Source organism: Microbacterium sp. LB12 (genome assembly GCF_037150835.1).
Lineage (GTDB): Bacteria > Actinomycetota > Actinomycetes > Actinomycetales > Microbacteriaceae > Microbacterium.
This window is the reverse complement of sequence record NZ_JBBCPF010000010.1, coordinates 86,552-110,815: the sequence shown is the minus strand read 5'-3', so window position 1 is coordinate 110,815 and position 24,264 is coordinate 86,552. Positions and strand designations below refer to the sequence as shown.

Annotated in this window: 23 protein-coding genes; 11 read left to right on the top strand and 12 right to left on the bottom strand. The window is 69.3% G+C overall.

What is annotated here, in order from left to right; translation table 11 throughout:
• The 5 genes from WFM69_RS16215 to WFM69_RS16195 form a co-directional block, all read left to right on the top strand.
• Positions 1–638: ABC transporter ATP-binding protein (locus WFM69_RS16215; RefSeq protein WP_337006499.1), on the top strand; the 638-nt coding region annotated here is incomplete at its 5' end.
• A complete protein-coding gene (locus WFM69_RS16210) occupies positions 635–1,468 on the top strand; it encodes a dipeptide/oligopeptide/nickel ABC transporter ATP-binding protein (RefSeq protein WP_337006497.1) in 834 nt (277 codons plus the stop codon). The genes WFM69_RS16215 and WFM69_RS16210, both read left to right, overlap by 4 nt.
• A 47-nt stretch (positions 1,469–1,515) precedes the next feature.
• Complete coding sequence (locus WFM69_RS16205) at positions 1,516–2,103, top strand: TetR/AcrR family transcriptional regulator (RefSeq protein WP_337006495.1); 588 nt, start codon at positions 1,516–1,518, stop codon at positions 2,101–2,103.
• A gap of 34 nt (positions 2,104–2,137) precedes the next feature.
• Positions 2,138–2,836 carry an alpha/beta fold hydrolase gene (locus tag WFM69_RS16200; protein ID WP_337006493.1) on the top strand — a complete coding sequence of 233 codons (699 nt, stop codon included), beginning with the start codon at positions 2,138–2,140 and terminating at the stop codon, positions 2,834–2,836.
• A 76-nt stretch (positions 2,837–2,912) separates the two neighbouring features.
• On the top strand, positions 2,913–3,902 hold the full coding sequence (locus tag WFM69_RS16195) for a methyltransferase family protein (RefSeq protein ID WP_337006491.1): 990 nt from the start codon (positions 2,913–2,915) through the stop codon (positions 3,900–3,902).
• Positions 3,903–4,014: 112 nt separating this feature from the next.
• Here WFM69_RS16195 and WFM69_RS16190 read toward each other — a convergent pair whose 3' ends face one another.
• Complete coding sequence (locus tag WFM69_RS16190) at positions 4,015–5,358, bottom strand: amidohydrolase (protein WP_337006489.1); 1,344 nt, start codon at positions 5,356–5,358, stop codon at positions 4,015–4,017.
• 160 nt (positions 5,359–5,518) lie between these two features.
• On the opposite strand from WFM69_RS16190, the gene WFM69_RS16185 reads away from it, so the two are divergent.
• Entirely contained in the window at positions 5,519–6,967 is a 1,449-nt protein-coding gene (locus tag WFM69_RS16185) for a glyceraldehyde-3-phosphate dehydrogenase (RefSeq protein ID WP_337006488.1), read from the top strand.
• A gap of 41 nt (positions 6,968–7,008) precedes the next feature.
• On the top strand, positions 7,009–8,049 hold the full coding sequence (locus WFM69_RS16180) for a winged helix DNA-binding domain-containing protein (RefSeq protein ID WP_337006486.1): 1,041 nt from the start codon (positions 7,009–7,011) through the stop codon (positions 8,047–8,049).
• Between the two features lie 38 nt (positions 8,050–8,087).
• On the opposite strand, the gene WFM69_RS16175 is transcribed toward WFM69_RS16180, so the two are convergent.
• Entirely contained in the window at positions 8,088–9,530 is a 1,443-nt protein-coding gene (locus tag WFM69_RS16175) for a helix-turn-helix domain-containing protein (protein WP_337006484.1), read from the bottom strand.
• Between the two features lie 111 nt (positions 9,531–9,641).
• Between WFM69_RS16175 and WFM69_RS16170 the strand changes: the two genes are divergently transcribed.
• Positions 9,642–11,504, top strand: a complete 1,863-nt coding sequence (locus WFM69_RS16170) for a phosphoenolpyruvate carboxykinase (GTP) (RefSeq protein WP_337006482.1) — start codon at positions 9,642–9,644, stop codon at positions 11,502–11,504.
• Positions 11,505–11,662: 158 nt separating this feature from the next.
• On the opposite strand, the gene WFM69_RS16165 is transcribed toward WFM69_RS16170, so the two are convergent.
• On the bottom strand, positions 11,663–13,549 hold the full coding sequence (locus WFM69_RS16165) for an ABC transporter ATP-binding protein (protein WP_337006480.1): 1,887 nt from the start codon (positions 13,547–13,549) through the stop codon (positions 11,663–11,665).
• Positions 13,550–13,633: 84 nt separating this feature from the next.
• On the opposite strand from WFM69_RS16165, the gene WFM69_RS16160 reads away from it, so the two are divergent.
• Complete coding sequence (locus tag WFM69_RS16160) at positions 13,634–14,668, top strand: LysR family transcriptional regulator (RefSeq protein WP_337006478.1); 1,035 nt, start codon at positions 13,634–13,636, stop codon at positions 14,666–14,668.
• On the opposite strand, the gene WFM69_RS16155 is transcribed toward WFM69_RS16160, so the two are convergent.
• The 7 genes from WFM69_RS16155 to WFM69_RS16125 form a co-directional block, all read right to left on the bottom strand.
• Positions 14,655–15,503 carry an alpha/beta fold hydrolase gene (locus WFM69_RS16155; RefSeq protein WP_337006476.1) on the bottom strand — a complete coding sequence of 283 codons (849 nt, stop codon included), beginning with the start codon at positions 15,501–15,503 and terminating at the stop codon, positions 14,655–14,657. The genes WFM69_RS16160 and WFM69_RS16155 overlap by 14 nt on opposite strands.
• Positions 15,493–16,413 carry an ATP-binding cassette domain-containing protein gene (locus tag WFM69_RS16150; RefSeq protein ID WP_337006474.1) on the bottom strand — a complete coding sequence of 307 codons (921 nt, stop codon included), beginning with the start codon at positions 16,411–16,413 and terminating at the stop codon, positions 15,493–15,495. The genes WFM69_RS16155 and WFM69_RS16150 overlap by 11 nt, the downstream gene beginning before the upstream one ends.
• Positions 16,410–17,432, bottom strand: coding sequence for an ABC transporter ATP-binding protein (locus WFM69_RS16145; protein WP_337006472.1), 1,023 nt, complete (start codon positions 17,430–17,432; stop codon positions 16,410–16,412). The genes WFM69_RS16150 and WFM69_RS16145 overlap by 4 nt, the downstream gene beginning before the upstream one ends.
• A complete protein-coding gene (locus WFM69_RS16140) occupies positions 17,425–18,411 on the bottom strand; it encodes an ABC transporter permease (RefSeq protein WP_337006470.1) in 987 nt (328 codons plus the stop codon). The genes WFM69_RS16145 and WFM69_RS16140 overlap by 8 nt, the downstream gene beginning before the upstream one ends.
• Positions 18,408–19,337, bottom strand: a complete 930-nt coding sequence (locus WFM69_RS16135) for an ABC transporter permease (RefSeq protein WP_337006468.1) — start codon at positions 19,335–19,337, stop codon at positions 18,408–18,410. The genes WFM69_RS16140 and WFM69_RS16135 overlap by 4 nt, the downstream gene beginning before the upstream one ends.
• Before the next feature lie 5 nt (positions 19,338–19,342).
• Positions 19,343–21,046, bottom strand: coding sequence for an ABC transporter substrate-binding protein (locus WFM69_RS16130; protein ID WP_337006467.1), 1,704 nt, complete (start codon positions 21,044–21,046; stop codon positions 19,343–19,345).
• A gap of 236 nt (positions 21,047–21,282) precedes the next feature.
• A complete protein-coding gene (locus tag WFM69_RS16125; protein WP_337006465.1) occupies positions 21,283–21,489 on the bottom strand; it encodes an AsnC family protein in 207 nt (68 codons plus the stop codon).
• A gap of 126 nt (positions 21,490–21,615) precedes the next feature.
• Here WFM69_RS16125 and WFM69_RS16120 point away from each other — a divergent pair, with 126 nt between their 5' ends.
• Both WFM69_RS16120 and WFM69_RS16115 read left to right on the top strand, forming a co-directional pair.
• The gene (locus tag WFM69_RS16120) at positions 21,616–21,867 is read left to right on the top strand and encodes a FitA-like ribbon-helix-helix domain-containing protein (RefSeq protein ID WP_337006463.1); all 252 of its coding nucleotides are present in this window, start codon (positions 21,616–21,618) and stop codon (positions 21,865–21,867) included.
• Entirely contained in the window at positions 21,864–22,241 is a 378-nt protein-coding gene (locus WFM69_RS16115) for a type II toxin-antitoxin system VapC family toxin (RefSeq protein WP_337006461.1), read from the top strand. Before WFM69_RS16120 ends, WFM69_RS16115 begins: the two co-directional genes overlap by 4 nt.
• 49 nt (positions 22,242–22,290) lie before the next feature.
• On the opposite strand, the gene WFM69_RS16110 is transcribed toward WFM69_RS16115, so the two are convergent.
• Positions 22,291–23,751, bottom strand: coding sequence for an MFS transporter (locus WFM69_RS16110; protein ID WP_337006458.1), 1,461 nt, complete (start codon positions 23,749–23,751; stop codon positions 22,291–22,293).
• Positions 23,752–23,879: 128 nt separating this feature from the next.
• Entirely contained in the window at positions 23,880–24,233 is a 354-nt protein-coding gene (locus WFM69_RS16105) for a Fe-S protein (protein WP_337006456.1), read from the bottom strand.
• Between the last annotated feature and the right edge of the window lie 31 nt (positions 24,234–24,264).

The following is a 24,264-nucleotide window of genomic DNA, read 5'->3' as shown; positions in this document are numbered from 1 at the left end:
CCGACGCCATCTGGGTGGGCGGCATCGACGTGACCTCGGCGAGTCCGAAGCAGCGGCGGGCCCTCCTCGGCCGCGAGATCGGCTACGTGCCGCAGGAGCCGATGAGCAACCTCGACCCCTCGTACACGATCGGTCACCAGCTCATCGAACCGCTGCGCCGCACCCACGGACTCAGCAGGGCGCGGGCCGAGGAGCGGGCGAAGGCCATGCTCGTGCGTGTCGGCCTCACCGACCCCGACCGGGTCATGCGCAGCTACCCGCACCAGGTCTCCGGCGGCATGGCCCAGCGTGTCCTCATCGCCGGCGCGATCGCGGGGAAGCCCTCGCTCCTCGTGGCCGACGAGCCCACGACCGCGCTGGATGTGACCGTGCAGGCCGAGGTGCTCGAGCTCTTGCGCGAACTGCAGTCCGAGTACGGCATGGCGCTGCTCATCGTCACCCACAACTTCGGTGTCGTCGCCGATATCTGCGACCGCGTGATCGTGATGCGCGGTGGCGACATCGTGGAATCCGGGGCGGTCGACGCCCTGTTCGCCGCTCCCGCCGAGGAGTACACGCGTGAGCTGATCGCCGCGTCCCTCGACGATGCGCGAGGCCGCGCCGAGCTCGACCGCACCGGAACCGAGGTGACCGCATGAGCGCCCTGCTCGAAGTGAACGACCTGGTCGTGGAGTACGGCCGGGGGCGCAACGCCTTCCGCGCATTGCACGGCGTCTCGCTCGACATCGCCCCGGGCGAGTGCCTGGGGCTGGTGGGAGAGTCCGGCTCGGGAAAGTCGACGCTCGGCAAGGCGATCCTCGGCCTCGCACCCGTGACCGGCGGGAGCATCCGTTTCGACGGTCGGGAGATCAGTCGGCTCGGACGCCGTGACCGGCGTGCTCTCGCGGATGACGTGCAGGTCGTCTTCCAGGACCCGTACGGATCCCTCAACCCGGCCATGACCATCGGCGACATCCTCGCCGAGCCGCTGCTCACGACCGGCATCGGGGCGAAGGGCGCCGAGGCGAAGGTCCGCGAGATGCTGGATCGGGTCCGTCTGCCGGAGTCGGCGATGGACCGCTTCCCGAGCGAGTTCTCTGGCGGTCAGCGGCAACGCATCGCGATCGCCCGCGCACTCGTGCGTGGACCGCGCCTCATCGTGTGCGACGAGCCGGTCAGCGCTCTGGACCTCACCACGCAGGCCACGATCCTCGACCTGTTCATCGAGCTCCAGCGCGACACGGGGGTGGCCTACCTCTTCGTCTCGCACGACCTGGGCGTCGTCCGCCGGGTCTGCCACCGCGTCGCGGTCATGTACCGCGGCGAGCTCGTCGAAGTGGGGGAGGGGGAGCAGGTCACCCGCGCGCCGGCGCATCCGTACTCCGAACGGCTGCGCCTGGCCTCGCCCGTCGCCGACCCGGTCGCGCAGCGCGAACGACGTGCCCAGTGGCTCGCTCTGCGGGAGGTGCGCGATGCGGCGGTACGGTAGCTCCAGGCCCGATCACTCCACGCACCGGAACCGGCCGGAAGGACTTCATGCCGAAGATCATCGATCACGACCAGCGTCGACGGGACATCGTCGAGGTGGCCAAGAGCATCATCCTGAAGGGCGGCTTCGAGGCGGCCACGATGCGCAGCATCGCCGCGGAGGCCGGCTTCGCGAACGGTGCGCTGAAGCACTACTTCCCGGGCAAGGAGAGCATCGTCGCGGCGACGTTCGAGACGGTGCTGCACGAGCACGACACCTGGCTGCAGGAGTCGATCTCCGAGGGGGCGACCCCCGAGCGGATGCTGCAGCAGGTGCTCCAGGGCACACTGCCGAGCGGGGTCGCCGAGATCGCCAGCGGTCGGGTGCTGCTCGCGCTCTGGGAGTATGCGATGTCGAACGACGCCCTGACGGTGCTGTACCGCACGCACCTGGGGCGCTGGCACGCGATGCTCGTCGAACGGATGGAGGCGGCTCGCGATGCCGGGTCGATCCGGGATCAGGACTACGCGGCCCTGGCGAACGAGTTCATCTCCGTCGCCGTCGGTGCGACGGTGATCAACCTCATGTATCCGGACGGCGAGCGCATCGCCGACTACGAGAACTACATCGATCAGTTCCTGGCGCGCTTGCGTTGAGCGCGGCGCGCCGGACCCGAGAGGACGGCGCGTCATGACCCCACCCCTGTTCGTCGAACGGCACCCGGGCACCGGGCGACCCGTCGTCTTCCTGCACGGCTTCGCCTCGGCGGGGGCGCAGGATTGGCCGGATGCCGAGTGGGCCGGAGTCTTCGCGGACCGCCCTCGGCTCGTGGTCGACCTTCCGGCGCACGGCGCGAGTCCGGCGCTCGGTACTGCGGCGACTTCGCGCGTGCTGGATGCGCTCGCGGATGCCGTCGGTGCCGACGAGGTCGACCTGGTGGGCTACTCGCTGGGGGCCCGGCTCGCCTGGGATCTGGCGAGGCGTCCCGATGTGAGCGTGCGCCGTCTGGTGCTCGGTGGCCTCAGTGCGGGCGAGCCCTTCGCGGCCGTCGACCTCGATGCCGCCCGCACCGCGGTCGATGGCGGCGCCGCGCCGACGGATCCGCTCACGGGCATGATCGTGCACATGGCCTCTCTGCCGGGCAATCGCCCGAGCGAGCTGATCGACCTGATCGAGGGCCTGGCGGCGGAGCCGTTCGTCCCTCAGCCGGAGGGGCTCGCGCTCCCCGTGCTGCTCCTCGGCGGAGCGGACGATGCGATGGCCGCAGGGATCGACGAGCTCGCGCGGCTTCTTCCCACCGCACGGGCGCAGCGTGTGCCCGGAGATCATCTGGCCGCTCTCCACGCGGCGGAGTTCCGTGCTGCGGTGCAGGACTTCCTGTCCGCCTGAGTGGGGGCCGTCGTTCCCGGCCTCTTTCTGTTCTTTAATTTCAACATACGTAGACATGCACATCGAAAGGCAAGACATGACCGACACCCCCACCGCTGACGCCGCCCGGATCCTCGACATCGCCACCGGGTACATGGCGTCGAAGCAGCTCTTCCATGCCGGTCGCATCGGCCTCTTCGCCGCTGTCGCCGACGGGGCCGACACGGTGCCGGCGATCGCCGAGAAGTGCGGAGTGAGCGAGCGCATCGCTCGCCTGCTCGCTGACGCGATGGCGGCCAAGGGTCTCCTGCGGCGCGCGGACGGCCGCTATGCCGTGGCTCCGGATGCCGCCGCGTACCTCACCGGTGCGGATGCGGCGATCGACCTCGCGCCGTTCCTGACCTTCCTCGACGAGATCAGCTACCCGCACTGGCTCCAGTTCGCCCACACGGTCGATACCACCGAGCCGGGTGACCTGCAGATGGACGACGCCCGCTGGGCCACGTTCATGGCAGGGGTGATGACGTACAACCGCCTGCACGCACACGAGTTCGGCCGCCACCTCGACCTCGCGGGGGCCACCAAGGCGCTCGACTTCGGTGGGCTCTCGGCCGACTTCGCGCTCGCGGTCATGGCGCAGAACCCGGAGCTGCACACGACGTTCCTGTACGCCCCCGGCTTCGAGGGCGGCGTCGCGGACGCCGTCGCTGCCGCGGGGGTGTCCGACCGTGCCGTCGTCGAGGTCGCCGACACCGCGACCGCCACGCCGCAGGGCGAGTATGACACGCTCTTCGCCAATCACGTCATCCACCGCTTCAGCGCCGAGGAGAACGCGCAGATCTTCCGGAATCTGCGGGCGGCGGCGACGCCGGGCGCGACTCTGACCGTGCTCGACTTCTTCCTCGACGACGACGTGGAGCAGCGGGGGATCGACGCCCTGCACGCGGGGGAGTACCTCGTCATCGACGGCACCGTCGTGTATCCGGAGGCTCAGGTGCGCGGCTGGCTGACCGACGCCGGATGGGCGGTTCGCGACAAGGTCGCCCTGCCCGGCAGCCCGCGGGTGCTGATGGCGACCGCGGTGTGAGACCTGCTCCGGCGGCGGACGCCCGTCGCCGGGGCCACAGACTGGTCCGAGGGGGATCAGAGGCGGGCGGCATGGGAGCACATGCCGCCCGCCGTTTTCGTGCCCCCGGGGCTCAGTCGCGGGCGAAGACCGTGCGGCCGTCGACGATCGTGCGGACGACGTCGAGCGACGAGAACAAGCGGCCGGGAGTCAGGGGATCCTCGTCGAGGATCGTCAGATCGGCGACCTTCCCGACCTCCAGGGAGCCCTTCCAGTCCGACGCGCCGTCCTGTCGCGCGGCGTCCACGGTCATCGAACGCATCAGCCGGTCACGGGTCTGCGCGTCATCAGCGAAGCCGGCGTCGGTGAGCAGGGCCAGTGAGGCGTCGAGGCTGAGCCGCCAGTCCGGGCTCGCGATCGGCGAGTCGCTGGTGACGGTGGTGAGGGTGCCGGAGGTGAGCATCGCCGGCAGCGGCCAGGCGGCAGCGAGCCGCGCCTCGCCGAGCTGGGCCGCCGCCCAGGAGTGGGTGTGCGCGGCGATCAGCGGCTGCACGGCGAACCCCGCGCCGACCCGTTGCATGCGGCTGATCTGCTCGGGTGTCGCCAGGTCCCCGTGGACGACGTAGTGCGGCGCGGCCGGAGTCGGCGCGTCGGAGAGGCTCTCCAGCACCGCGAGGAACTCCGCGATCGAGCGATCGCCGGTGGCGTGTACCGCGATCTGCAGCCCGCGGGACGCGGCGAGCTGCACCATCCGCTGGAACGCGGAGAGCGGGTCGCCTCCTCCCCGCGTGAGCAGCGCCCCGGTCGTGCCGTCTGCGTAGGGCTCCTCCACCCAGGCCGTCGCCATCGGCGGGATGCCGTCGGCGAAGATCTTGACGCCGGGGATCGCGAGCCAGCGCGGGTCGTGGGTCGGCGCCGGGGTGCGGATGCCGGACTCGAAGTCCTCGAGCGTGCTCTCGCCGTCGATCGTGCCGAACAGGCGCAGCAGGGTCACGCGCGACGTCTGGGCGCCCTCACGGTGCAGCTCGCCGTAGGTGTCGAGCATGTCGGTGCCGAAGCATCCGGTCTCTCCCGCGTCCTCGCCCGGGCCGATGCCCGGCTCGGTGTAGCTCGTGATCCCTCGTTCGGCGAGGAGGCGCCATGCCAGGCGCAGGGCGGAACGCCGTTCCTCCGCTGTCGAGACGAGCTTCCCGGACGGGTGCTCGTCGGATGGTGTGTCGGAGAAGAACAGGTGCGGCCAGCGTGCCCCCAGCCAGGCCGCGTGCAGATGCGCATCGTTGATGCCGGGGATCGCCGTGCGGCCGTCGAGCTCGAGGGTGATCCGTGCCCGGAGTCGTGTGGCGGCGTCGTCGGTGGCGATGATCACGCCGTCGCGCACGGCGAGAGCGTGCGCGACGGTGCCAGATCCGTCGAAGGTGTGGATGCGGCCGCCGCGGATGATCAGGTCGGCGTCGTCGCCGGGGAGTGTCTGCGTCATTATTCCACCAGTGTAGACGTAAAACCCGTCGGTGAGAGGACGAACAGCGCATCGATTCGGCGCGTGGTTCGGCGACTTGTACGCTGGAGGCATCCCCCGATTCACCCGGCAACTCGCGCGCCGGCGATCTCGGTGCGCGCTCACACATGCAAGGACGCAGATGAACGATTCCGCGGCACACCGCGACGACTGGACTGAGAGCGAAGAACTGGCAGAGCGGATGATCCCGCTCATCGGGGCACTGCGGCGCGAGCACGATGTGGTCACGTCCCTCCACGGGCACCGCCTGCTCGGACTGTCGGCGACCGCCCTCGTCGAGGTCCACGAGCGCGTGGCACAGCTCGGCCACGAGCGGCTCCCGATCGAAGACAGCCTGGCCGTGCTCGAAGCGATCCACGCACTCGCGCCCGGCGCCTCCTCCCTCGACCTCGCACGCCTCGTGGCCGAGCACGCCGCGAGCGGACAGCCGCTCGAGACCTACCTCGCCGAGGCGCTCGCACCCGCCATGGGCGCCGTCGCCGCCGAGCCCACGGATGTCGTGCTGTACGGCTTCGGGCGCATCGGCCGTCTGCTCGCTCGCATCCTCATCGCCCACACGGGCGGGGGCAGCGGACTGCGGCTGCGTGCCATCGTGGTGCGTCGCGGCGCCGAGAACGACCTCGTCAAGCGTGCATCGCTGCTGCTGCGCGACTCGGTGCACGGCCGGTTCGCCGGATCCGTCACGGTCGACGAGGACGCCGAGCAGATCATCGCCAACGGCACCCGCATCCAGGTGATCTACTCCGACGACCCGGCATCCATCGACTACACCACGTACGGCATCCACGACGCGATCGTCGTCGACAACACCGGCCGCTGGCGCGACGAAGCGGGACTGTCCCAGCACCTGCGCTCCACGGGAGTCGCCCGCGTGCTGCTCACCGCACCCGGCAAGAGCCCGCTCAAGAACATCGTGCACGGCATCAACGACGACACGATCGTCGATGCCGACCGCATCCTCTCCGCCGCCTCCTGCACGACGAACGCCATCACCCCGGTGCTCGCCGCGATCGACGAGGCGTACGGCGTGGTCAAGGGGCACGTCGAGACGGTGCACTCGTTCACGAACGACCAGAACCTGATCGACAACTTCCACAAGGGCGACCGACGCGGACGTTCGGCGGTGCTCAACATGGTCATCACCGAGACGGGCGCCGCGAAGGCCGTCGCGAAGGCGCTCCCGCAGCTGGAGGGCAAGCTCACCGGCAGCTCGATCCGCGTGCCCACGCCCGACGTGTCGCTCGCGGTGCTGCACCTCACGATCGAGCGCCCCGCGACCAAGGAGCAGGTCAACGACTACCTGCGCCGGGTGTCGCTGCACTCGAAGCTGCGTCAGCAGATCGACTACGTGGAGAGCCCCGACGTCGTCTCCACCGACTTCGTCGGCTCGCATCGCGCCGGCATCGTCGACGGCCTCGCCACGATCGCCGACGAGGACACCCTCATCCTGTACGTCTGGTACGACAACGAGTTCGGCTACTCGTGCCAGGTCATCCGCGTGCTCGAGGTCATGGCGGGCTCGCACCCGATCGTGCTCCCGGAGCGCCGCGTGGTGACCCTGCAGGGCTGAGCACCCGGGTCGATGTCGGAGACGCGCGGCATGATGGGGTCATGAAGACCGCGACCCTCCTGGCCGAGCGTCTCCGATCGCACCGCCTCACCGCGCCGACCCGCACGGTGAGCGCCGCCGCGCAGCACATGCTCGCGGTGCAGAGTCAGGACTTCACGGCCGGACGATGGGCGCTCGCCGTCCGCACCAGGGGAGAGCCGTCGCTGTACGACGTCGACCGGGCGTTCGACCGCGGCGAGCTGGTGCGCGGATGGACCATGCGCGGCACGCTGCACACCGTCCCGGCACGCGATCTGGGCTGGATCCTCGAGGTCACCGCGGCACGACAGCGACAGCAGGCCGCGGCGCGACATCGAGACCTCGGCATCGACGACGACATGATCGCGGCGAGCGTGCGCGCACTGACTCCGCCCCTCCGCGACGGCGGATGCACCCGGGCCGAGGTCTTCGCGATCCTCGAGAGCATCGGCATCGACCCGTCGGGGCAGCGCGGCATCCACCTGCTCTTCACCCTCACGATCGACGGTCTCCTCTGCCAGGGGCCCGTGGTCGCGCGATCGGGCGTCACGCGCGAACAGCGGTTCGTGCTCGTCGAGGAGCACATCCTGGAGCACGCCCGTCCCGCCGATCCGCTCGCCGAGCTGTTCGTGCGCTACCTCGATGGGCATGGTCCCGCCCGCATCGCCGACTTCGCCTGGTGGTCGGGGCTCACGCTCGGTCAGGCACGCGAGGCGGCGGAGCGAGCCGCGGAGCGCATCGTCGAGGTGGCCGAGGGGCTGTTCGCCTCACTGCACAAGCCACGGCGTGCGCCGGACGCGGCATCCGTGCACGCCCTCGGCGCGTTCGACGAGTACTACATCTCCTACGCCGACCGCACGATGGTCTGCGCGCCCGAGCACCTGGCCGCGGTCGGCCCGGGCAAGAACGGCATGGTGCGTGCGACCCTCATCGAACAGGGCCGCGTGATCGGCACGTGGTCGCACGCCGCCGCACGCGACGCCTCGCCCGACCTCTTCGCCGTCCCCGCCGATCCTGCCGCGGTGGATGCAGCCCTCGCTCGCTTCGCCGCGTTCATCGCCTGACGCGCACGCTCCGCCCCGCGTAGCTCGGAAAAAGTGGGCTACTCGCTCGCGTGACGACCGAGGAAGTTGTACACCTCGTTGTCGTCGACGCCGGGGAACGCGCCGCGGGGGAGCGGCGAGAACATGTGCGTGTGCACGCGCGCACTCGGCCACGCCCGCCCGTTCCACCGTTCCGTCAGTTCGGCCGAGGGGCGCCGGCAGCAGGATTCGTCCGGACACGTCGACACGGCCCTGTCGTTGGTCTCGCGTCCGCGCCACCAGCGTGCGTCGTCGAACGGCACCCCGACCGTGATCGAGAACTCGCCGTCGCTCGACGAGCCCGTCTGCGTGGAACACCAGAACGTGCCGGAGGGCGTGTCCGTGTACTGGTGGTGCTCGACCGTGCGGTTCTGCTGCGTGAACGCGGCGCGCGCCTGGAACTTGCGGCACACCCGCTGCCCCTCGACCGCGCCGGTGACGTCCATCGGCAGGGGGAGGTCGTCGTTCTCGTACACGCGCGTGATGGCGCCGGTCGAGTCCACGCGCAGGAAGTGCAGCGCCATGCCGAGGTGCTGCGTCAGCAGGTTGGTCATGCGCATACCCGCGGCCTCGTGCGTGACGCCGAAACCGTCGCGGAAGTCCTCGACCGCGAGGTTGCGATCCTTCTTCGCCTGCTGCAGGAAGGCGACGGCCGCCGTCTCCGGCATCAGGCAGCACGCGGCGAAGTAGTTGATCTCGATGCGCTGCTGCAGGAAGTCGGCGTAGTCCGTGGGCGGCGTGTGCCCGAGCAGTCGGTGCGCCATCGCCTGCAGCGCCATCGACCGCAGCCCGTGACCGCCGGGGATGGACGCCGGCGGCAGGTAGATCCGTCCGTTCTCCAGGTCGGTCACGGATCGGGTCGAGTGGGGGAGGTCGTTGACGTAGATCAGCTCGAAGCCGAGCTTCTCGGCCATGATGCTCACGGTGCGGTGGGTGAGCGCGCCCTGCACGTGCCCTGCGGCCTTGAGATGCTTCTCGGCGAGCTTCTCGATCTCGGGGAGGTAGTTGTTCTGCGCGCGCATCCGCAGCCGCAGCTCGGTGTTCGCGCGTCGCGCTTCTTCGGGCGTGGCGATGGCCTCACGCTCGCGGCGCTCCAGCTCCCGGTGCAGTCCGAGCACCGATTCGATGGTCTCGTCGCTCATGCCCTTGGTCACGCGGACGGGCGCGACGCCGAGCTGCCGGAACACCGGGCTCTCCTGTGCCCGCTCCAGCTCGATCTCGAGCGCGGCGCGTCGGTTCGGCGGCTCGCCCGAGATGAGGTCGGTCACCTCGGTCTTCGTGGCCTGCGCGATCGCCTGCAGCAGGGACAGCTTGGGCTCGCGCTTGCCGTTCTCGATCAGGCTCAGCTGGGACCCGGCGACGCCGACCAGCGCGCCGAGCTCGTCGAGCGTGTATCCGTTCTCCTGGCGGTGGTGCCGGATGCGGTGGCCGAGGGTCGTGAGGTGAATGCCGGAGGACGCCATTCCTTGATACTAGCGAAAGAATCCCAGTTCTTATCGCTCGATTTGGCGAAAAGTACCGCAGAAGGCAGAAGAAGATGGATGCAACGCCCCACACTTCAAAGGAGCACCGTCATGGCGATCGCCGAAGTCTTCACCCCCCGCACGTCTCCCGTCGCAGTGACGCGTACGTTCGGCGCGGCTCCGACCTACGACACTCCCGCCATGGCCGAGCTGGCCGCATGGGTCGAGGAGATCCGCACGCTCACCCAGGCCGACTCCGTGCACTGGGTCGATGGCTCGCGTGCCGAGAACGACTGGCTGCTGCGCAACCTCGTCGACGAGGGCAAGCTGATCAAGCTCAACCCCGAATGGCGCCCCGGCTCCTACCTCGCCCGCTCGCACCCCAGCGACGTCGCCCGCACCGAGGGGCGCACGTTCATCGCCTCCGAGCGCGAAGAAGACGCGGGTCCCACGAACAACTGGGCGGCCCCGGCCGCGATGCACCAGAAGATGGACGAGATCTTCGAGGGGTCGATGCGCGGCCGCACGATGTACGTCGTGCCGTTCTCGATGGGACGCGTCGGCGGCCCGCTCTCGCACATCGGCGTGCAGATCACCGACAGCGCCTACGCGGTCGCCTCGATCGGCATCATGACCCGTGTGGGCGACGCCGTGACGCGTCAGATCGCCGAGGGCGCCCCGTGGGTCAAGACCGTGCACACGGTCGGCGCACCGCTCGCCCCCGGTGAGCAGGACGTCGAGTGGCCCTGCAACGACGAGAAGTACATCGTCCACTTCCCGGAGACGCTCGAGGTCTACTCGTACGGCTCGGGCTACGGCGGCAACGCGATCCTCGCGAAGAAGTGCTTCGCCCTGCGCATCGCCTCGGTCATCGCCCGCGATGAGGGCTGGCTCGCCGAGCACATGCTGCTCATCCGCGTGATCGACCCGCAGGGCAAGGCGTACCACGTCGCCGCGGCGTTCCCCTCGGCGTGCGGCAAGACCAACCTCGCGATGCTGCGCCCGACCATTCCGGGGTGGAAGGTCGAGACCCTCGGCGACGACATCGCCTGGATCCGTCCGGGTGAAGACGGCCGCATGTGGGCCATCAACCCCGAAGCCGGCTTCTTCGGCGTCGCACCCGGCACCGGCGAGTCGACCAACGTCACGGCGGTCGAGACGCTGTGGGGCAACACGATCTTCACCAACGTCGCACTCCGCCCGGACGGCGACGTGTGGTGGGAGGGTCTGACCGACCAGGCGCCCGCGAACCTCATCGACTGGGAGGGCAACGACTGGACCCCCGAGTCCGGCCGGCCGGCCGCGCACCCCAACTCACGCTTCACGGTGTCGGCGGCGCAGTGCCCGCAGATCTCCGAGGACTGGGAAGAGGGCGTGCCGCTCGACGTCATCCTCTTCGGCGGACGCCGCGCCAGCAACGTGCCGCTCGTGGTCGAGGCCACCGACTGGACGCACGGCGTCTTCCTCGGCTCGAACATCTCGTCGGAGCGCACCGCGGCGGCGGAGGGCACGGTCGGCGAACTGCGCCGCGACCCGTTCGCGATGCTTCCCTTCTGCGGCTACAACATGGCGGACTACTTCGGCCACTGGCTCGAGGTCGGCCGTGGCCTGCGCTTCGACCGTGCGCCGCGCATCTTCCAGGTGAACTGGTTCCGACGCGGTGCCGACGGCCGGTTCCTGTGGCCCGGTTTCGGCGACAACTCGCGTGTCGTCGACTGGATCATCCGCCGCATCGCGGGTGATGTCCCGGCCGTCGACAGCCCGATCGGACGCCTGCCGCGCGTGGAGGACCTCAACCTCGACGGGCTCGACATCCCCGCCGCCGATCTCGACGAGCTGTTCTCGGTCGACCCGCAGGCGTGGAAGACCGAGGCCGACCTGACCGAGGAGTTCTACGACACGTTCGGCGGCAAGGTCCCCGCGGCGCTGCGTGCCGAGCTGGCCTCGCTGCGCTACCGCCTCGCGAAGGCGTAGCCCCCCCAGACCGGTGCCGGTTCGGGGGAGCCGGCACCCTCGCACTTCCATCACGGAAGAACCCCGCGAAGGCGGGACATCAGAGACGAACCCATGGCTGAGTGGTCTCCGACGTCCCGCCTTCGTGCTGTCCGCGGACGCGACGGGAGGAAGGCGAGTCAGGCCAGGAGCTGATGCCGGGCGAGGTCGCGGTACAGCGGCGTCGACTCGACGAGCTCCGCGTGCGAACCCTGGCCGACCACGACGCCGTCCTGCAGCACCACGATCAGGTCGCTGTCGACCACGGTCGAGAGCCGGTGGGCGATCACGATGAGCGTGCGATCGGTGGAGACCGCGTCGATGGCCTCGCGCATGCGCTGCTCGTTCACTCCGTCGAGTGAGGACGTCGACTCGTCGAGCAGCAGGATCGGAGCGTCGGTGAGCAGCGCGCGGGCGATCGCGAGTCGCTGACGTTCGCCGCCCGACAGCATCACCCCGTCCTCGCCCACCGGGGCGTCGACGCCGAGCGGGTTCCGCTCCAGCACATCGCCGAGGTTCACCGCCCGCAGCACGCGTTCGCAGTCGGCGTCCGAGGCATCGGGGGAGGCGAGGCGGAGGTTCTCCGCAAGCGTGCCGGCGAGCGTCGGGGCATCCTGCTCGACGTAGCCGAAGTGCGCGCGCAGCTCGTCGCGCGGATAGGTGCGCGCATCGTGGCCGTGCAGACGGATCGAGCCGCCGGTGGGGTCGTAGAAGCGCTCGACCAGCGACAGGATCGTGCTCTTCCCGGCACCGCTGGGACCCACGAGTGCGACCCTCGCGCCCTGCGGCACGGCGAACGAGACGCCGCGGAGCACTTCGTGGTCCTCCACCGCGGGGTCGGCCGTCTCCGCGGATTCCAGGTGCGCGTCGGCGAGCAGCGTCTGCGCGGCCTTCGCGGCGGCCTGCCGGGCGGCCACCACGTTCTCGGGATAGCGGAAGCGCACATCGCGGAACTCGACGGCGGGCGCGTCCGGTGCCGAGTCCTCGCGGGGAAGCGAGGCGGCGATCGTCTCGTCGTCCTGCGTCTCCGTGGGCAGATCCAGCACCTCCTGGATACGACCCAGCGCACCGAGCGCCTGGTTCACCGAGGTGATGGCGCCGAACGTGGTGGCCAGCGGCATCACGAGCAGGAACAGGAACATGATGAAGGAGATGAGCGACGCGATCGTGATGGCGCCCGCCGCGACGCGGAACCCGCCGACGCCGAGCACGACGAGCAGCGACAGCTGCAGGGCGATGCCGGACACCGGCACGACGAGCGAGGAGATCTTCGCGATGCGCACGCCGATGCCGTACGCGTCGGCGGCCAGTCCCGATACGGCCGCCGTCTCACGCTCGGTGGCTCCCGAGGCGCGGATCGTGCGGATGGATCCGACCGCCCGCTCGACGCCGGAGGCGAGCTCGCCCACCTTCACCTGCTGGGCGGTCGATGCCGTGCGGATGCGCCCGCTGAGCAGCACGACCACGGTGACCGACAGGCCGATCACGACCACGATGAGCAGCAGCAGCACGGGGTCGATCACGAGCATCGCGATGAGCGCGCCGAGGAACAGCACCGCGCTCCCGACGGCGTCCGCGAGTCCCTGGGTGAGAACGGCGTAGAGCAGCGTGGTGTCGGTGCCGACGCGCGAGACGAGGTCGCCGGTGCGGCGGGCGTCGAACTCCGAGGTGGGCAGGTGCAGGATGCGGGCGATCAGCTTGCGACGGCTCGAGTACACGACGGCGGTGCCGGTGCGCTGCAGCAGGTAGTGCTGGAAGCCGGAGATGATCGACGACACGATCACGAAGCCGACCAGCAGCCAGACGAGGGCGGTGATCATCCCGCCCGACTGCACCGCTTCGATGACCTGACCGACCAGCAGCGGCTGCACCAGCGAGGTCGCGGCGCCGATGATGCTGAGCACGGCGACCACGATGAGGGTGCGCTTGTGCTCGAACAGGAAGGGGAGGAGCTGGCGGAAGGTGGCGCGCGGGCCTTCGGGCTGTGCGCCACGTCCGCGGCGGCGTGCTGTCGCCGTACCGGACATGCGGGACCTCGATCTGGAGATGGTACTTCGACCGTACTTCGTTCGCGGGGGAAACCTATGGAGAGGCTGAATGCGCTGGATAGGATGGATCACCCCCTGGACGCGCCGTGGACCCGCACGACCGTGCCCGGCCGCCTCATGCCGATGGAGTCTCCCGTGGCCACGATCGATCCTCGCCGCCTGCTCGTGCTGCGCGCCTTCGTGCTGTCCGACTCGGTGACGGCGACCGCCGCGGCCCTGCACCTGACCCCTTCGGCGGTGTCGCAGCAGCTCGCCGCGCTCGAGCGCGAGGTCGGGCAGGCGCTGATGGTGCGCACCGGCCGCAAGCTCGCGCTCACCCCGGCTGGGCGCATCCTGTCCGAGCACGCCGAGGAGATCAACGCCCGTCTGCAGATCGCCGAGGCCGACCTGGCAGCGCACTCCGACGGCCTCCTCGGGCAGTTGCGCATCGGCGCGTTCCCGACGGCGATCAGCTGGGTGGTCGCGCCCGCGATCGTCGAGCTGCGCCGGCACGCGCCCGGCATCGAGGTGAAGGTCGTCGATGCCGAGGCGCACATGAGCCACCGGATGCTGATGCGCGGCGACATCGATGCGACGGTCAGCCTCGAGTACGAGTCCGACCCGGAGCGGGACTCGCCCGACGTCGTGAAGTTCCCCCTCTACATCGAGCGGTTCAAGGCGGCGCTGCCGCTCAGCCACCCGCTTGCCGGCAGTGACGGCGTCGAGCTGACGCAGCTCGTGCAGGACGGCTGGATCATGCCGTCGCCGGGAAACCCGTCGCGCACCATGGTGCTCCAGGCGTGCGCCGAGCTCGGCTTCCACCCGACGATCGCCCATGTGTCGGACGACTACCGGGCGGCCCTCTCCCTCGTCGCGGCCGAGGCCGGTGTGTGCCTGGTGCCGGAGTCGGCACTGTCGACGCGCGACGAGGAGTGGGTGCGCATCCTGCCGACGCAGGGGATCGCCCCGCTGCGCAAGGTCATCATGACCACCCGTCGTGACAACCAGGGGCACCCGGTCGTGCGCGCCGGGCTCGAGGCGATGCGGACCGTGCTCGCCGAGCCGGACTCGGAGATCCACGGTCCGCTCGCGCGGTCGGACACGTTCAGCGTGGAGTGACGGCTCCCACCGAGGGGGCGTTCTCACGCAGGAATGCGTCGACGTGCCGGTGGTACTCGACGGGACGGTCGCGGCGCACGCAGTGGTGCGCGCCGTCGATCACGACGATGTCGAAGCCGGGTGCGACGGCGGTGAGCCGCTCGCGCGAGTGCTTGTCGACGATCACGTCGCCCGTGCCCGTCACGAGGAGCGCCGGCACCCCGGTCGGACCCACCGTGATCTGTCGGGCCGTCGGCGTCCAGATGCGGCGCTTCTCGTGCACGCGCTGCTCCATGTAGGCGACGTCGACCGCCTTCATGGCCTCGGCGAGCGGGCGCAGCTCCTCTTCCGGCCAGTGCGGCTTCTGTGCGCGCTGCATGTCGATCAGCTCATCGACCGTGGCGGTGTCGGCGAAGTCGAACGGGTCCTTCTCGGTCTGCTCCACGCTCAGCCAGGGGTTGGGGCCGGCCTCCGGCACCCACCACGGCGGGTCCTCCAGCACGACGCCGGCGACGAGGTGCGGGGCGTCGGCCGCGACGAATGCGGCGATGCGCGCACCCATGGAGTGTCCGACGATCAGCGTCTTCCGCCCCGTCTCGGTGAGGATGTCCTCGAGGATGTCGATCGCGTCCTGCACCATCACGTCGGTCGACGGCACGCCTTCGTGCTCGGGGAGCCGACCGGGGGAGCGGCCGTGCCCGCGGGCGTCCGGGGCGACGATGTGGAAGTCGTCGCCCCACCGGCGGATCGCGTCCCCGTAGCAGGCGCCGGACTCGACGGCGCCGTGCAGGATCAGGATGACGGGCGCCTCTTCAGCGTCCCGCCCGAACTCTCGGACGAACAGGTCAGTACCCACGTGTCCTCTTTCTGTCTCGTGCCGTGCCGGGTTCCAGCCGGACCACGGCGTCGTGGTCATTCGGTGAGTCATGGTCAAGATCGTCGCACGCATCGGCGCCTGTGCGCACGGATGCGCGCGCCTCGGAGGGGAGCTCCGCCTCGGGCGTCGCCGCCACGAGCGACTGCGTGTAGGGATGCTGCGGCGAGCGGAAGATCTCGTCGGAGGGACCGGTCTCCACGATCCGACCGCGGTTCATCACCGCGACCCGGTCGCTGTAGAGGCGGATCACCGCGAGGTCGTGGCTCACGTGCAGGAACGAGATGCCCTGTTCGCGCTGCAGGTCGGCGAGGAGGTTGAGGATCTGCGCGCGCACCGACACGTCGAGTGCCGAGGTGGGCTCGTCGGCGATGATCAGGGCGGGCCTGAGCGCGAGCGCCCTGGCGACCGCGACGCGCTGCAGCTGGCCGCCGGACGCCTCGTGCGGGTAGCGCTCCAGGTAGTCGGCGCCGAGTCCGACCGAGGCGAGCAGCGCGACCAGGGCCTCCGTCGTGGTCGTCTCGCCGTGCGCGCGGAACACGTTCTCGAGCGTCTGCCGCACGGTCTGGCGAGGGTTCAGCGACGCCAGGGGATCCTGGAACACCATCGCGACATTGCGGCGAAGTCGGCGCAGTCCCTTGCCGCTGAGCCGCGCGACATCCTGCCCGTCCGTGATCACGGTGCCGGACGTGGCGGTGACCAGTCCGTTCGCCATCCGCGCCAGCGTCGACTTGCCTGATCCGGACTCGCCGACCAGCCCCAGCGCCTCGCCGCGGCCCACCTGCAGGGTCACGCCGTCGACGGCGAGCACGGTCTTCCGGGTGCGTCCGAACATCCCGCCCGTGCGGTACTGCTTGGTCACATCGGTCATCGTGAGGATGGGGTCGCTCATCGGGCCGCCTCCTGCAGTTCGGGCACGCGGCCGAGGTGACAGGCGGCGCGATGCATGCGGTCGTCGTCGCTCCCGGTGCGCAGCGTCGGCAGGGGCAGCTCGGTCTCGCACCGGCCGCCCAGGTCGGCCGCGAAGGCACAGCGCGGGGCGAATGCGCAGCCGGAGCCGGCGTCGCGCAGGGAGGTCGGAGCGCCGGGGATGGCCCGCAGCCGCGCTCGCTCGCCCTCGGCGTCCAGGCGTGGAGTGGCCGCACGCAGACCCGCCGTGTACGGGTGGGCGGGGTGCTCGAAGATGTCGCGCAGACTCCCGTACTCGGCCTCGCGCCCGGCGTACATGACGAGCACGTCGTCGGCCGCGCTGGCGACCACACCGAAGTCGTGGCTGATGAGCAGCATCGCCATGCCGTACTCATCCTGCAGCTCGCGCAGCAGCGCCAGGATCTGCGCCTGGACCGTGACATCGAGCGCGGTGGTCGGCTCGTCGGCGATGAGCAATGCCGGACGGTTGACGAGCGCCATGGCGATCACGGCGCGCTGACGCATACCGCCGGAGAACTCGTGCGGGTAGCGTCGGGCGGCATCCGCCGGATCGGGGATCCGCACGCGGTCCAGCATCTCGACCGCGCGCGCGGCGGCGTCACGGCGCGACACCGACGGATCGTGCAGTCGCACGGCCTGCACGATCTGCGCACCCACGCTCAGGTAGGGGCTCAGCGCCGACAGCGAGTCCTGGAAGACCATGGCCACGTCACCGCCGCGGATCCGCCGCAGCTCCTTCTCGCCGGCGGTCAGCATCTCGCGCCCGGAGAGGACGATGCGGCCGCGCGCGCTCGCCGCGGGAGGCAGCAGGCGCATGATGGAGCGTCCGGTGATGGTCTTGCCCGAGCCGGACTCTCCGACCACGGCGAGGGTGCGGCCCTTCTCGACCTCGACGGACAGTCCGCGCACGACGTCGACGTCGCGACCGGAGAGGGTGAAAGAGATCGAGAGGTCGTCGATCTGGAGCACGGGTTCAGGCACGACGGATCCTCGGATCGAGAAGCGGCATCAGCAGATCGGCCAGCAGGTTGCCGATGATGATGAGGAAGGCGGAGAACAGGGTGACGCCGACCACGAGGCTCAGGTCGGATTCGTTGACGCCGGCGAGCAGCAGGTCGCCCAGACCGTGGAGGCTGAACACCTTCTCGGCGATGACGGATCCGCCCAGGAGTGCGGCGACATCGAGTGCGAACATCGCCACGATCGGGATCATGACCCCGCGCACCGCGTGGGCGTTGACCCGGCGCGGGGAGGCGCCGCGGGCGGTCATGGCCACGAGGTGATCGGAGGAGAGCTCGCCGAGTAGCTGTGTGCGGGTCACCCGGATGTAGCCTGCGGCGAGGATGATCGACAGCACCATCCACGGTCCGATCAGATGCCAGGCCCAGTCGAGGGGCGACTCGGTGAACGGCACGAACCCGGAGTAGGGGAGCATGTTCAGCATGAAGCCGAACACCTGCACCACCAGCAGGCCGACGAGGAACGTGGGAACGGCCAGGCCGAACATCGCGAACCCGCTCGAGAACCGGTCGATCAGACCGCCCTTGCGGATGGCCGATGCCACCCCGAGTCCGATGCCGACGACGAGGCACAGGATCGCGGCGCCGAACGTGAGCGACAGGGTCACCGGCAGGCGCTCCACGATGAGCGAGGTCACATCGCTCTGGTTCGGGAACGAGTAGCCGAAGCAGGGGGCTGCGCAGTGCACCTGCTGGGAACCCGAGCCGTACGTGCGCCCGACGAACAGGCCCTTCACGAACTCGACGTACTGCCAGAGCACGCCCTGATCCGTCTGCATGTAGGCGCTCACCTTGGCGAGCGTGTCGGCGGGACAGGGTTTGCCGCACATCGCGCGGGCGGGGTCGCGGGACGCGCCGAAGAACAGGGCGATCGTGACGAACGCGATCGAGAGCAGCATGAACACCGCGGTGGCCAGGCGGCGGGAGATGTAGCCGATCATGAGGCGTCCTCCGTGCGGACATCGAGGACGTCGCGGAGCGCGTCGCCGGCGAGGGTGGCGCCGAACACGATGCAGAACACCACGGCGCCGGGGAAGACCATGTACCAGACGTCGGCTCCGCTGTAGATCCAGGGGAGCGAGTCGGAGAGCAGCTTGCCGAGGTCGGGGACGTCGCCGCGCAGGCCGACCCCGAGGAACGACAGACCGGCGACCATGCTGACGTTCGCGGGCAGCGACATCGCGAACAGCACCACGACGAGCCCGAACAGGTGGGGGAGCATCTCGCGGCGGATGATCTGCCACGGCGGGGCGCCGGTCGAGCGGGCCGCCTCGACGAAGGCCCGCGCGTTCACGGCCCCCGCCTGCGCGCCGATGATGCGCGCGGGAACGGTCCAGCCGAAGAACGCGAGCACGAGCACCAGCACGATCTCGCGGGGGAACTCCGGCGGCACGATCACCATCACCGCGATCACGAACATCAGGCCGGGGAAGCCGAACATGAAGTCGATCACACGGCCCGAGACGGCGTTCAGCCAGCCGCCGAAGTAGCCCATCGCGGTGCCGAGGATCGCGGCGAACACGATCGAGATGATGCTCGCTCCGAAGGCGATGAACAGGGAGGAGCGGATGCCGTAGACGATCTGGGCGAACAGGTCGATCCCGGTGACGGGTGCGACGCCGAGCCAGTGCTCCGCGCTCACGCCGCCGAGCGGTCCGAGCGGGCGGCCACCGTTCGGGTCCAGCAGGTCCGTGTGGAAGGAGTACGGATCCTGCCCCTCGAGAGCCACCAGGACGGGCGCGAGCAGTCCGGCGAGGAGCGGGATCCCGAGCATCACCACGCCGACGACGGCCGAGCGCTTCCGGAAGAAGCGGTGGAGGACCGACGGGCGTCGGCCCTCCACCTGCTTCGTGTCAGTACTGGTCACCGGACTCACTCATCGATACCGACGACCAGCTCGTTCGCGAACGGCGGGTAGGCGGGGATGAAGTAGTTCAGGATGTTCGAGCCCGCGAGAGCCTGCGTGCGCTGCACGAGGATCGGCACGATCGGCGCGTCCTTCATGATCTGCTTGTCGATCGCCGCCCACATCTCGCCGGCCTTGTCGAGGTCCGGCTCCGAGATCGCGGCGTCGATCGCGGCGTCCACGGCGGGGCTGGAGTAGTTGGAGGCGTTGCCGCCGCCGTTGCCGATCTCGCTGGAGGCGAAGAGCGGCTGGATGGTGCTCATACCGCTCGGGAAGTCGGCGCCCCAGCCGTTGGTGGTCATGTCGTAGTCGCCGTCGCCGCTGGAGATCAGCTCGTACCAGGTGTCGGAGTCGAGGCCGTTGAGCTCGACCGTGATGCCGGCCTTGGCGAGCGAGTTCTTGATGCTGAGGGCTTCCTTCTCCTCGATCGCACCGGCGTCGGCGGGGTAGGTGAGGCTGAGCGTCAGATCGGTCACGCCGGCGTCGGCGAGCAGCTTCTTGGCCTTCGCCACGTCGCCCGTGTCGCCGCCGTCGTACAGGTTGAACTCCTCGTAGCCGGGCATGCCGGGTGTCATGATCGTCGAGCTGAGCTCGCCGCCGAACTTCGGACCGCCGTACACGCTCTGCAGTTCGGACTTGTTGAGGGCGAAGTTGATCGCCTGACGCACGCGCACGTCGCTGAGCTCCGGGCTGTTCATGTTGAGGGCGATGTAGCGGAAGTATCCGGACGGGCCGTTGGCGAGACGGTCGGAGATCGAGGGGTCCGACTCGATGCGCTGGAACTGCGACGGCGAGATCAGGGCGTTGCTGATCGCGTTCTTGTCGTCGCCCTTGTCGTCGATCAGACGCTGCACGATGGTGTCGTTGTTCAGCCCCATGTCGACGATGATCGTGTCGGGGCCGGCGAAGCGGACGTCATCCGTGGCCTGGTCCCAGTTCGGGTTGCGCACCAGCACCGCCTGCGAGCCCTTCGCGTACTCGCTGATCATGTAGGGACCGCTGGCCACGGGGTGCTCGCCGTAGGTCTCCGGCTGCGTGTCCGCGGCCTGGGGCACGGGGGCGAACGCGGGCATGCTCACGATCCACGGCCAGTTGCCGAACGGGCGGTTGAGGTGGAACACGATGGTCTGGTCGTCGACCACCTCGATCGAGTCGAGCTCCTCGCCGTCGTAGGGGCCCTCGTAGTCCTCGGCGCCCTCGAGCAGGGTCTTGTGGTAGCCGAGACCGCCCTGGAACATCGGGGCGAAGGAGCGTTCGACGCCGTACTTCACGTCCTGCGCGGTGATGGGGGAGCCGTCCGAGAACGTCAGGTCGTCCTTGAGGGTGAACGTCCAGGTCTGGCCGCCGTCGTCGGTCGTCCCGGTGTCGGTGGCCAGGTCGGCGGTGAGGACGGTCTCCTTGTCGGGGAACGTCTGCCACGAGGTCAGTCCGCGGTGCACCCAGCGCAGACGGCTGGTGGGGACCATCTGCGCGTTCGCGGTCTCCCACGACTCGTTCGCACGGCGGGAGAGGTAGTGCAGGGTGCCGCCGGTCGGCACCGATTCCATCGCCGAGGCCGTGCCATTGGTCGTGGACTCGGTGGGGCCGGAGTTCGCGTTGCAGCCGGACACCACGAGAGCGACGGCGAGGGCGAGCCCTCCGAACAACACTTTGCGTGAACGATTCACCATTGATCGCGCTTCCTGTGAGGGGGTCCCCATCGGGTCGGGGGCGAGAGTGCTCTCTCAGGAATGCAGTCTGTCGGCGCGTCTGTGACGGCGTCCATCGAGCAGTTCTGCACGCGATCTGTAAGAAGAACTTAACGATCGCAGGCGGCGGCCGGGGAACTTCGGCGCCGACGACGCGGCACCTGACTGTCCACGGAAATTCTACTTCAGGATCGGCCCTCTCGTCGAGGGTGCGCGAGTCAGGAGCGGCCGAAGCGGCGGTGCGCGGCCTGCTTGCTCACGCCCAGTGCACTCGCGATCGCCTGCCACGAGTAGCCGAGGTTGCGGGCGCGGCGCACGTTCGTCTCCTCGGTGCGGGCGATCTCGGTGCGCAGCTCGGCGAGTCGATGCAGAGCGGCCAGTGGTTCGCTTCCGTCGTCCTGTGCGAGCGCGGTCGGCAGTGTCATGTCGCACCTCCTGCGTCAATAATTGTTGACGCAGGAGCGAATGTCAATATGTGTTGACAATTGAGTTATCCACAGACGCGGCTTTGGTGCATGTGCATCGCATGCGACGATGGAAGCATGGGACGCATGCTGCAAGTGAGGAATCTCCCCGACGACGTCCACTCCCGACTGAAGGAGCGTGCCGCTGCGGAGCGCATGTCGCTGTCCGACTATGTCGCCCGGGAGCTCGAGGAGCTCGTGCGCTACCGCTCGAACGCGGAGATCATCGCCGCCTCGCGCGCGCGCGCGGCGGCCGGAGGATTCACGATGACGCAGGACGAGATCCTCGAAGCGCGGGATGCCGCTCGCGCCGACCGCGAAGCAGAACTCGGCTGGTGAGCAGTCCGATGGTGCTCGATGCGTCGGCTGCGATCGAAGCCGTGCTCGGTCGCGCAGAGTGGACGTTCGGCGAAGACTTCCATGCGCACGCGGGGATCGACATCGAGGTGCTGGCGGTGCTGCGCAGGAAGGCGCTTCACGGTGCGACGCGGCCCCACCTCGTGCGCGAGGCTCTCGACGACTTCCGCGAGCTGCGGATCACTCGTCATCCCGTGAGGCGATTGATCCCGCGGATCTGGACGCTGCGCAACGACGTGTCCGCGTACGACGCCGGCTACGTCGCGCTCGCCGAGACCCTCGGCATCCCGCTCCTGACGTTCGATCGTCGGCTCGCGAAGACCGCGGCGCGCTACTGCGACGTGGTCGTCGTCTGACCCGACGCACGAAGGGGCGGCCTCCGTGGAGACCGCCCCTTCGTCGTGATCAGAGTTCGACCGCGGAGGCGACGCCCAGGTCGTCGTCGTAGTCGTGGTCCTTCGTCTCCGGCGTGAAGATGAGCGCGACGAACGTGAGCACGCCCATGGCCGAGAGGTACAGCCCCACCAGCCACGGTGCGCCTCCGGCCACCTCCCACAGCTTCAGGGCGATCAGCGGGGCCACCGCCGCGCCGAGGATCGACGAGACGTTGTACGCGATGGCCGACCCTGTGTAGCGGACGTTCGTCGGGAACAGCTCCGGAAGCAGGGCGCCCATCGGCCCGAACGTCGCTCCCATCAGCATGAAGCCGAACACGAGGAACGCCTGGGTGAGCGCACCCGTGAACTTCGGGTCGACCGCGGGCAGGAGGAAGGCGTTGAACGTGAGGCCGAACACGATGATGGTCCCGGTGACCCACAGCAGCAGCTTGCGTCGTCCGACCGCGTCGGCGATCGGCCCGGAGAGGAGCGTGAACACACCGAAGAACACCACACCGATGATCTGCATCAGCACGAAGTCGGTGTAGCCGAAGCCGAGGCCGGGATAGAACTGGGCCGCGAACTTGATCGGGTCGAACGGAGCACCGGTCGCTTCGGCTGCGGCTTTCGCGGCGGCCGTGGCGGTCTCGAGCGACGCGGGCTTCGTGCCGTAGGCGAGGGTGAAGTTCGTCATCAGGTAGAACAGCACGTACGTCGCCAGCATGATGAACGTGCCGAGGATGAGCTGCTTCCAGTGGTGACGGAACACGGTCGCGAGCGGGAGCTTGCGGATGACACCCTTCGTCTCCGCCTTCTTGAACGTGTCGGATTCGACGAGCTTGAGCCGGACCCACAGACCGATGATGACCATCACCGCGGAGAACAGGAACGGGATGCGCCACCCCCAGGAGAGGAACGCCTCGGACTTGAGGACCGGGTTCTCGGCGTGCGGCAGCAGCCAGTTGATCGCGAGAAACAGGAAGTTGGCGATGATGAAGCCCAGCGGGGCGCCCAGCTGGGGGAAGGTGCCGTACCAGGCGCGCTTGCCCGTCGGCGCGTTCTCGGTGGCGACCAGAGCGGCTCCCGACCACTCGCCGCCGAGCGCGAAGCCCTGCGCGAGCCGCAGGATCAGCAGCAGGAGGGCGGCCCACCACCCGATGTCCTGGTAGGTCGGCAGCAGCCCGATCACGAAGGTCGCGATGCCCATCGTCAGCAGCGAGGCCACGAGTGTGGCCTTGCGTCCGAACTTGTCGCCGAAGTGGCCGAAGACCACCGCGCCGATCGGGCGGGCGACCATCGCGGCGCCGAACACCGCGAACGACGAGAGGAGCGAGGTGGTGTCGTCGCCGGTGGGGAAGAACAGCACCGGGAACACGAGCACAGCTGCCGTCGCGTACGCGTAGAAGTCGTAGAACTCGATGGTCGTGCCGACCAGGCTCGCGGTGATGACGCGCGAGCGGGGGTTCGCCGGGGTCGTGGCGGTACTCATGGAACTCCTCCGATCAGTCCCCGGTATACCAAAGGGACTCGGTGAGTTTACGCCTTCCTGAGTGTTCGCTGGGTGCGCTGTCGCGTATCAGCGCGGACTCGCGCCCAGGCGGGCCGAGAGCTCGCGGGTCAGCGCCAGATGACGGCGAGGCCTGCGTTGAGGAGCGCCAGGATGCCGATCAGCCAGAACACGGCGGGCGGGACCGCTGCGCCGCGCTTCTGTCGGGCCGACCCGATGCCGAGGAGCGCGCCGATGATGAGCAGCACGACGAGCTTCACGCCGATCTTGACGTAGTTCAGCTCGTAGGAGATGCCCCACGGTGCGGCGAGTGCGAGGCCGGCGACACCGGCGATCAGCAGGCCGTAGTCCATCATCTTCGTGATCTGACGCTTTCCGCCGAACGCTTGCGCGGCCCACGAGCCGAACAGCACGGCGAAGCCGATCAGGTGGATGAACACGACGACGTGGCGGAGGATCTCCATGCCCTCACCGTACGGGGGGCGGGTACGTCGG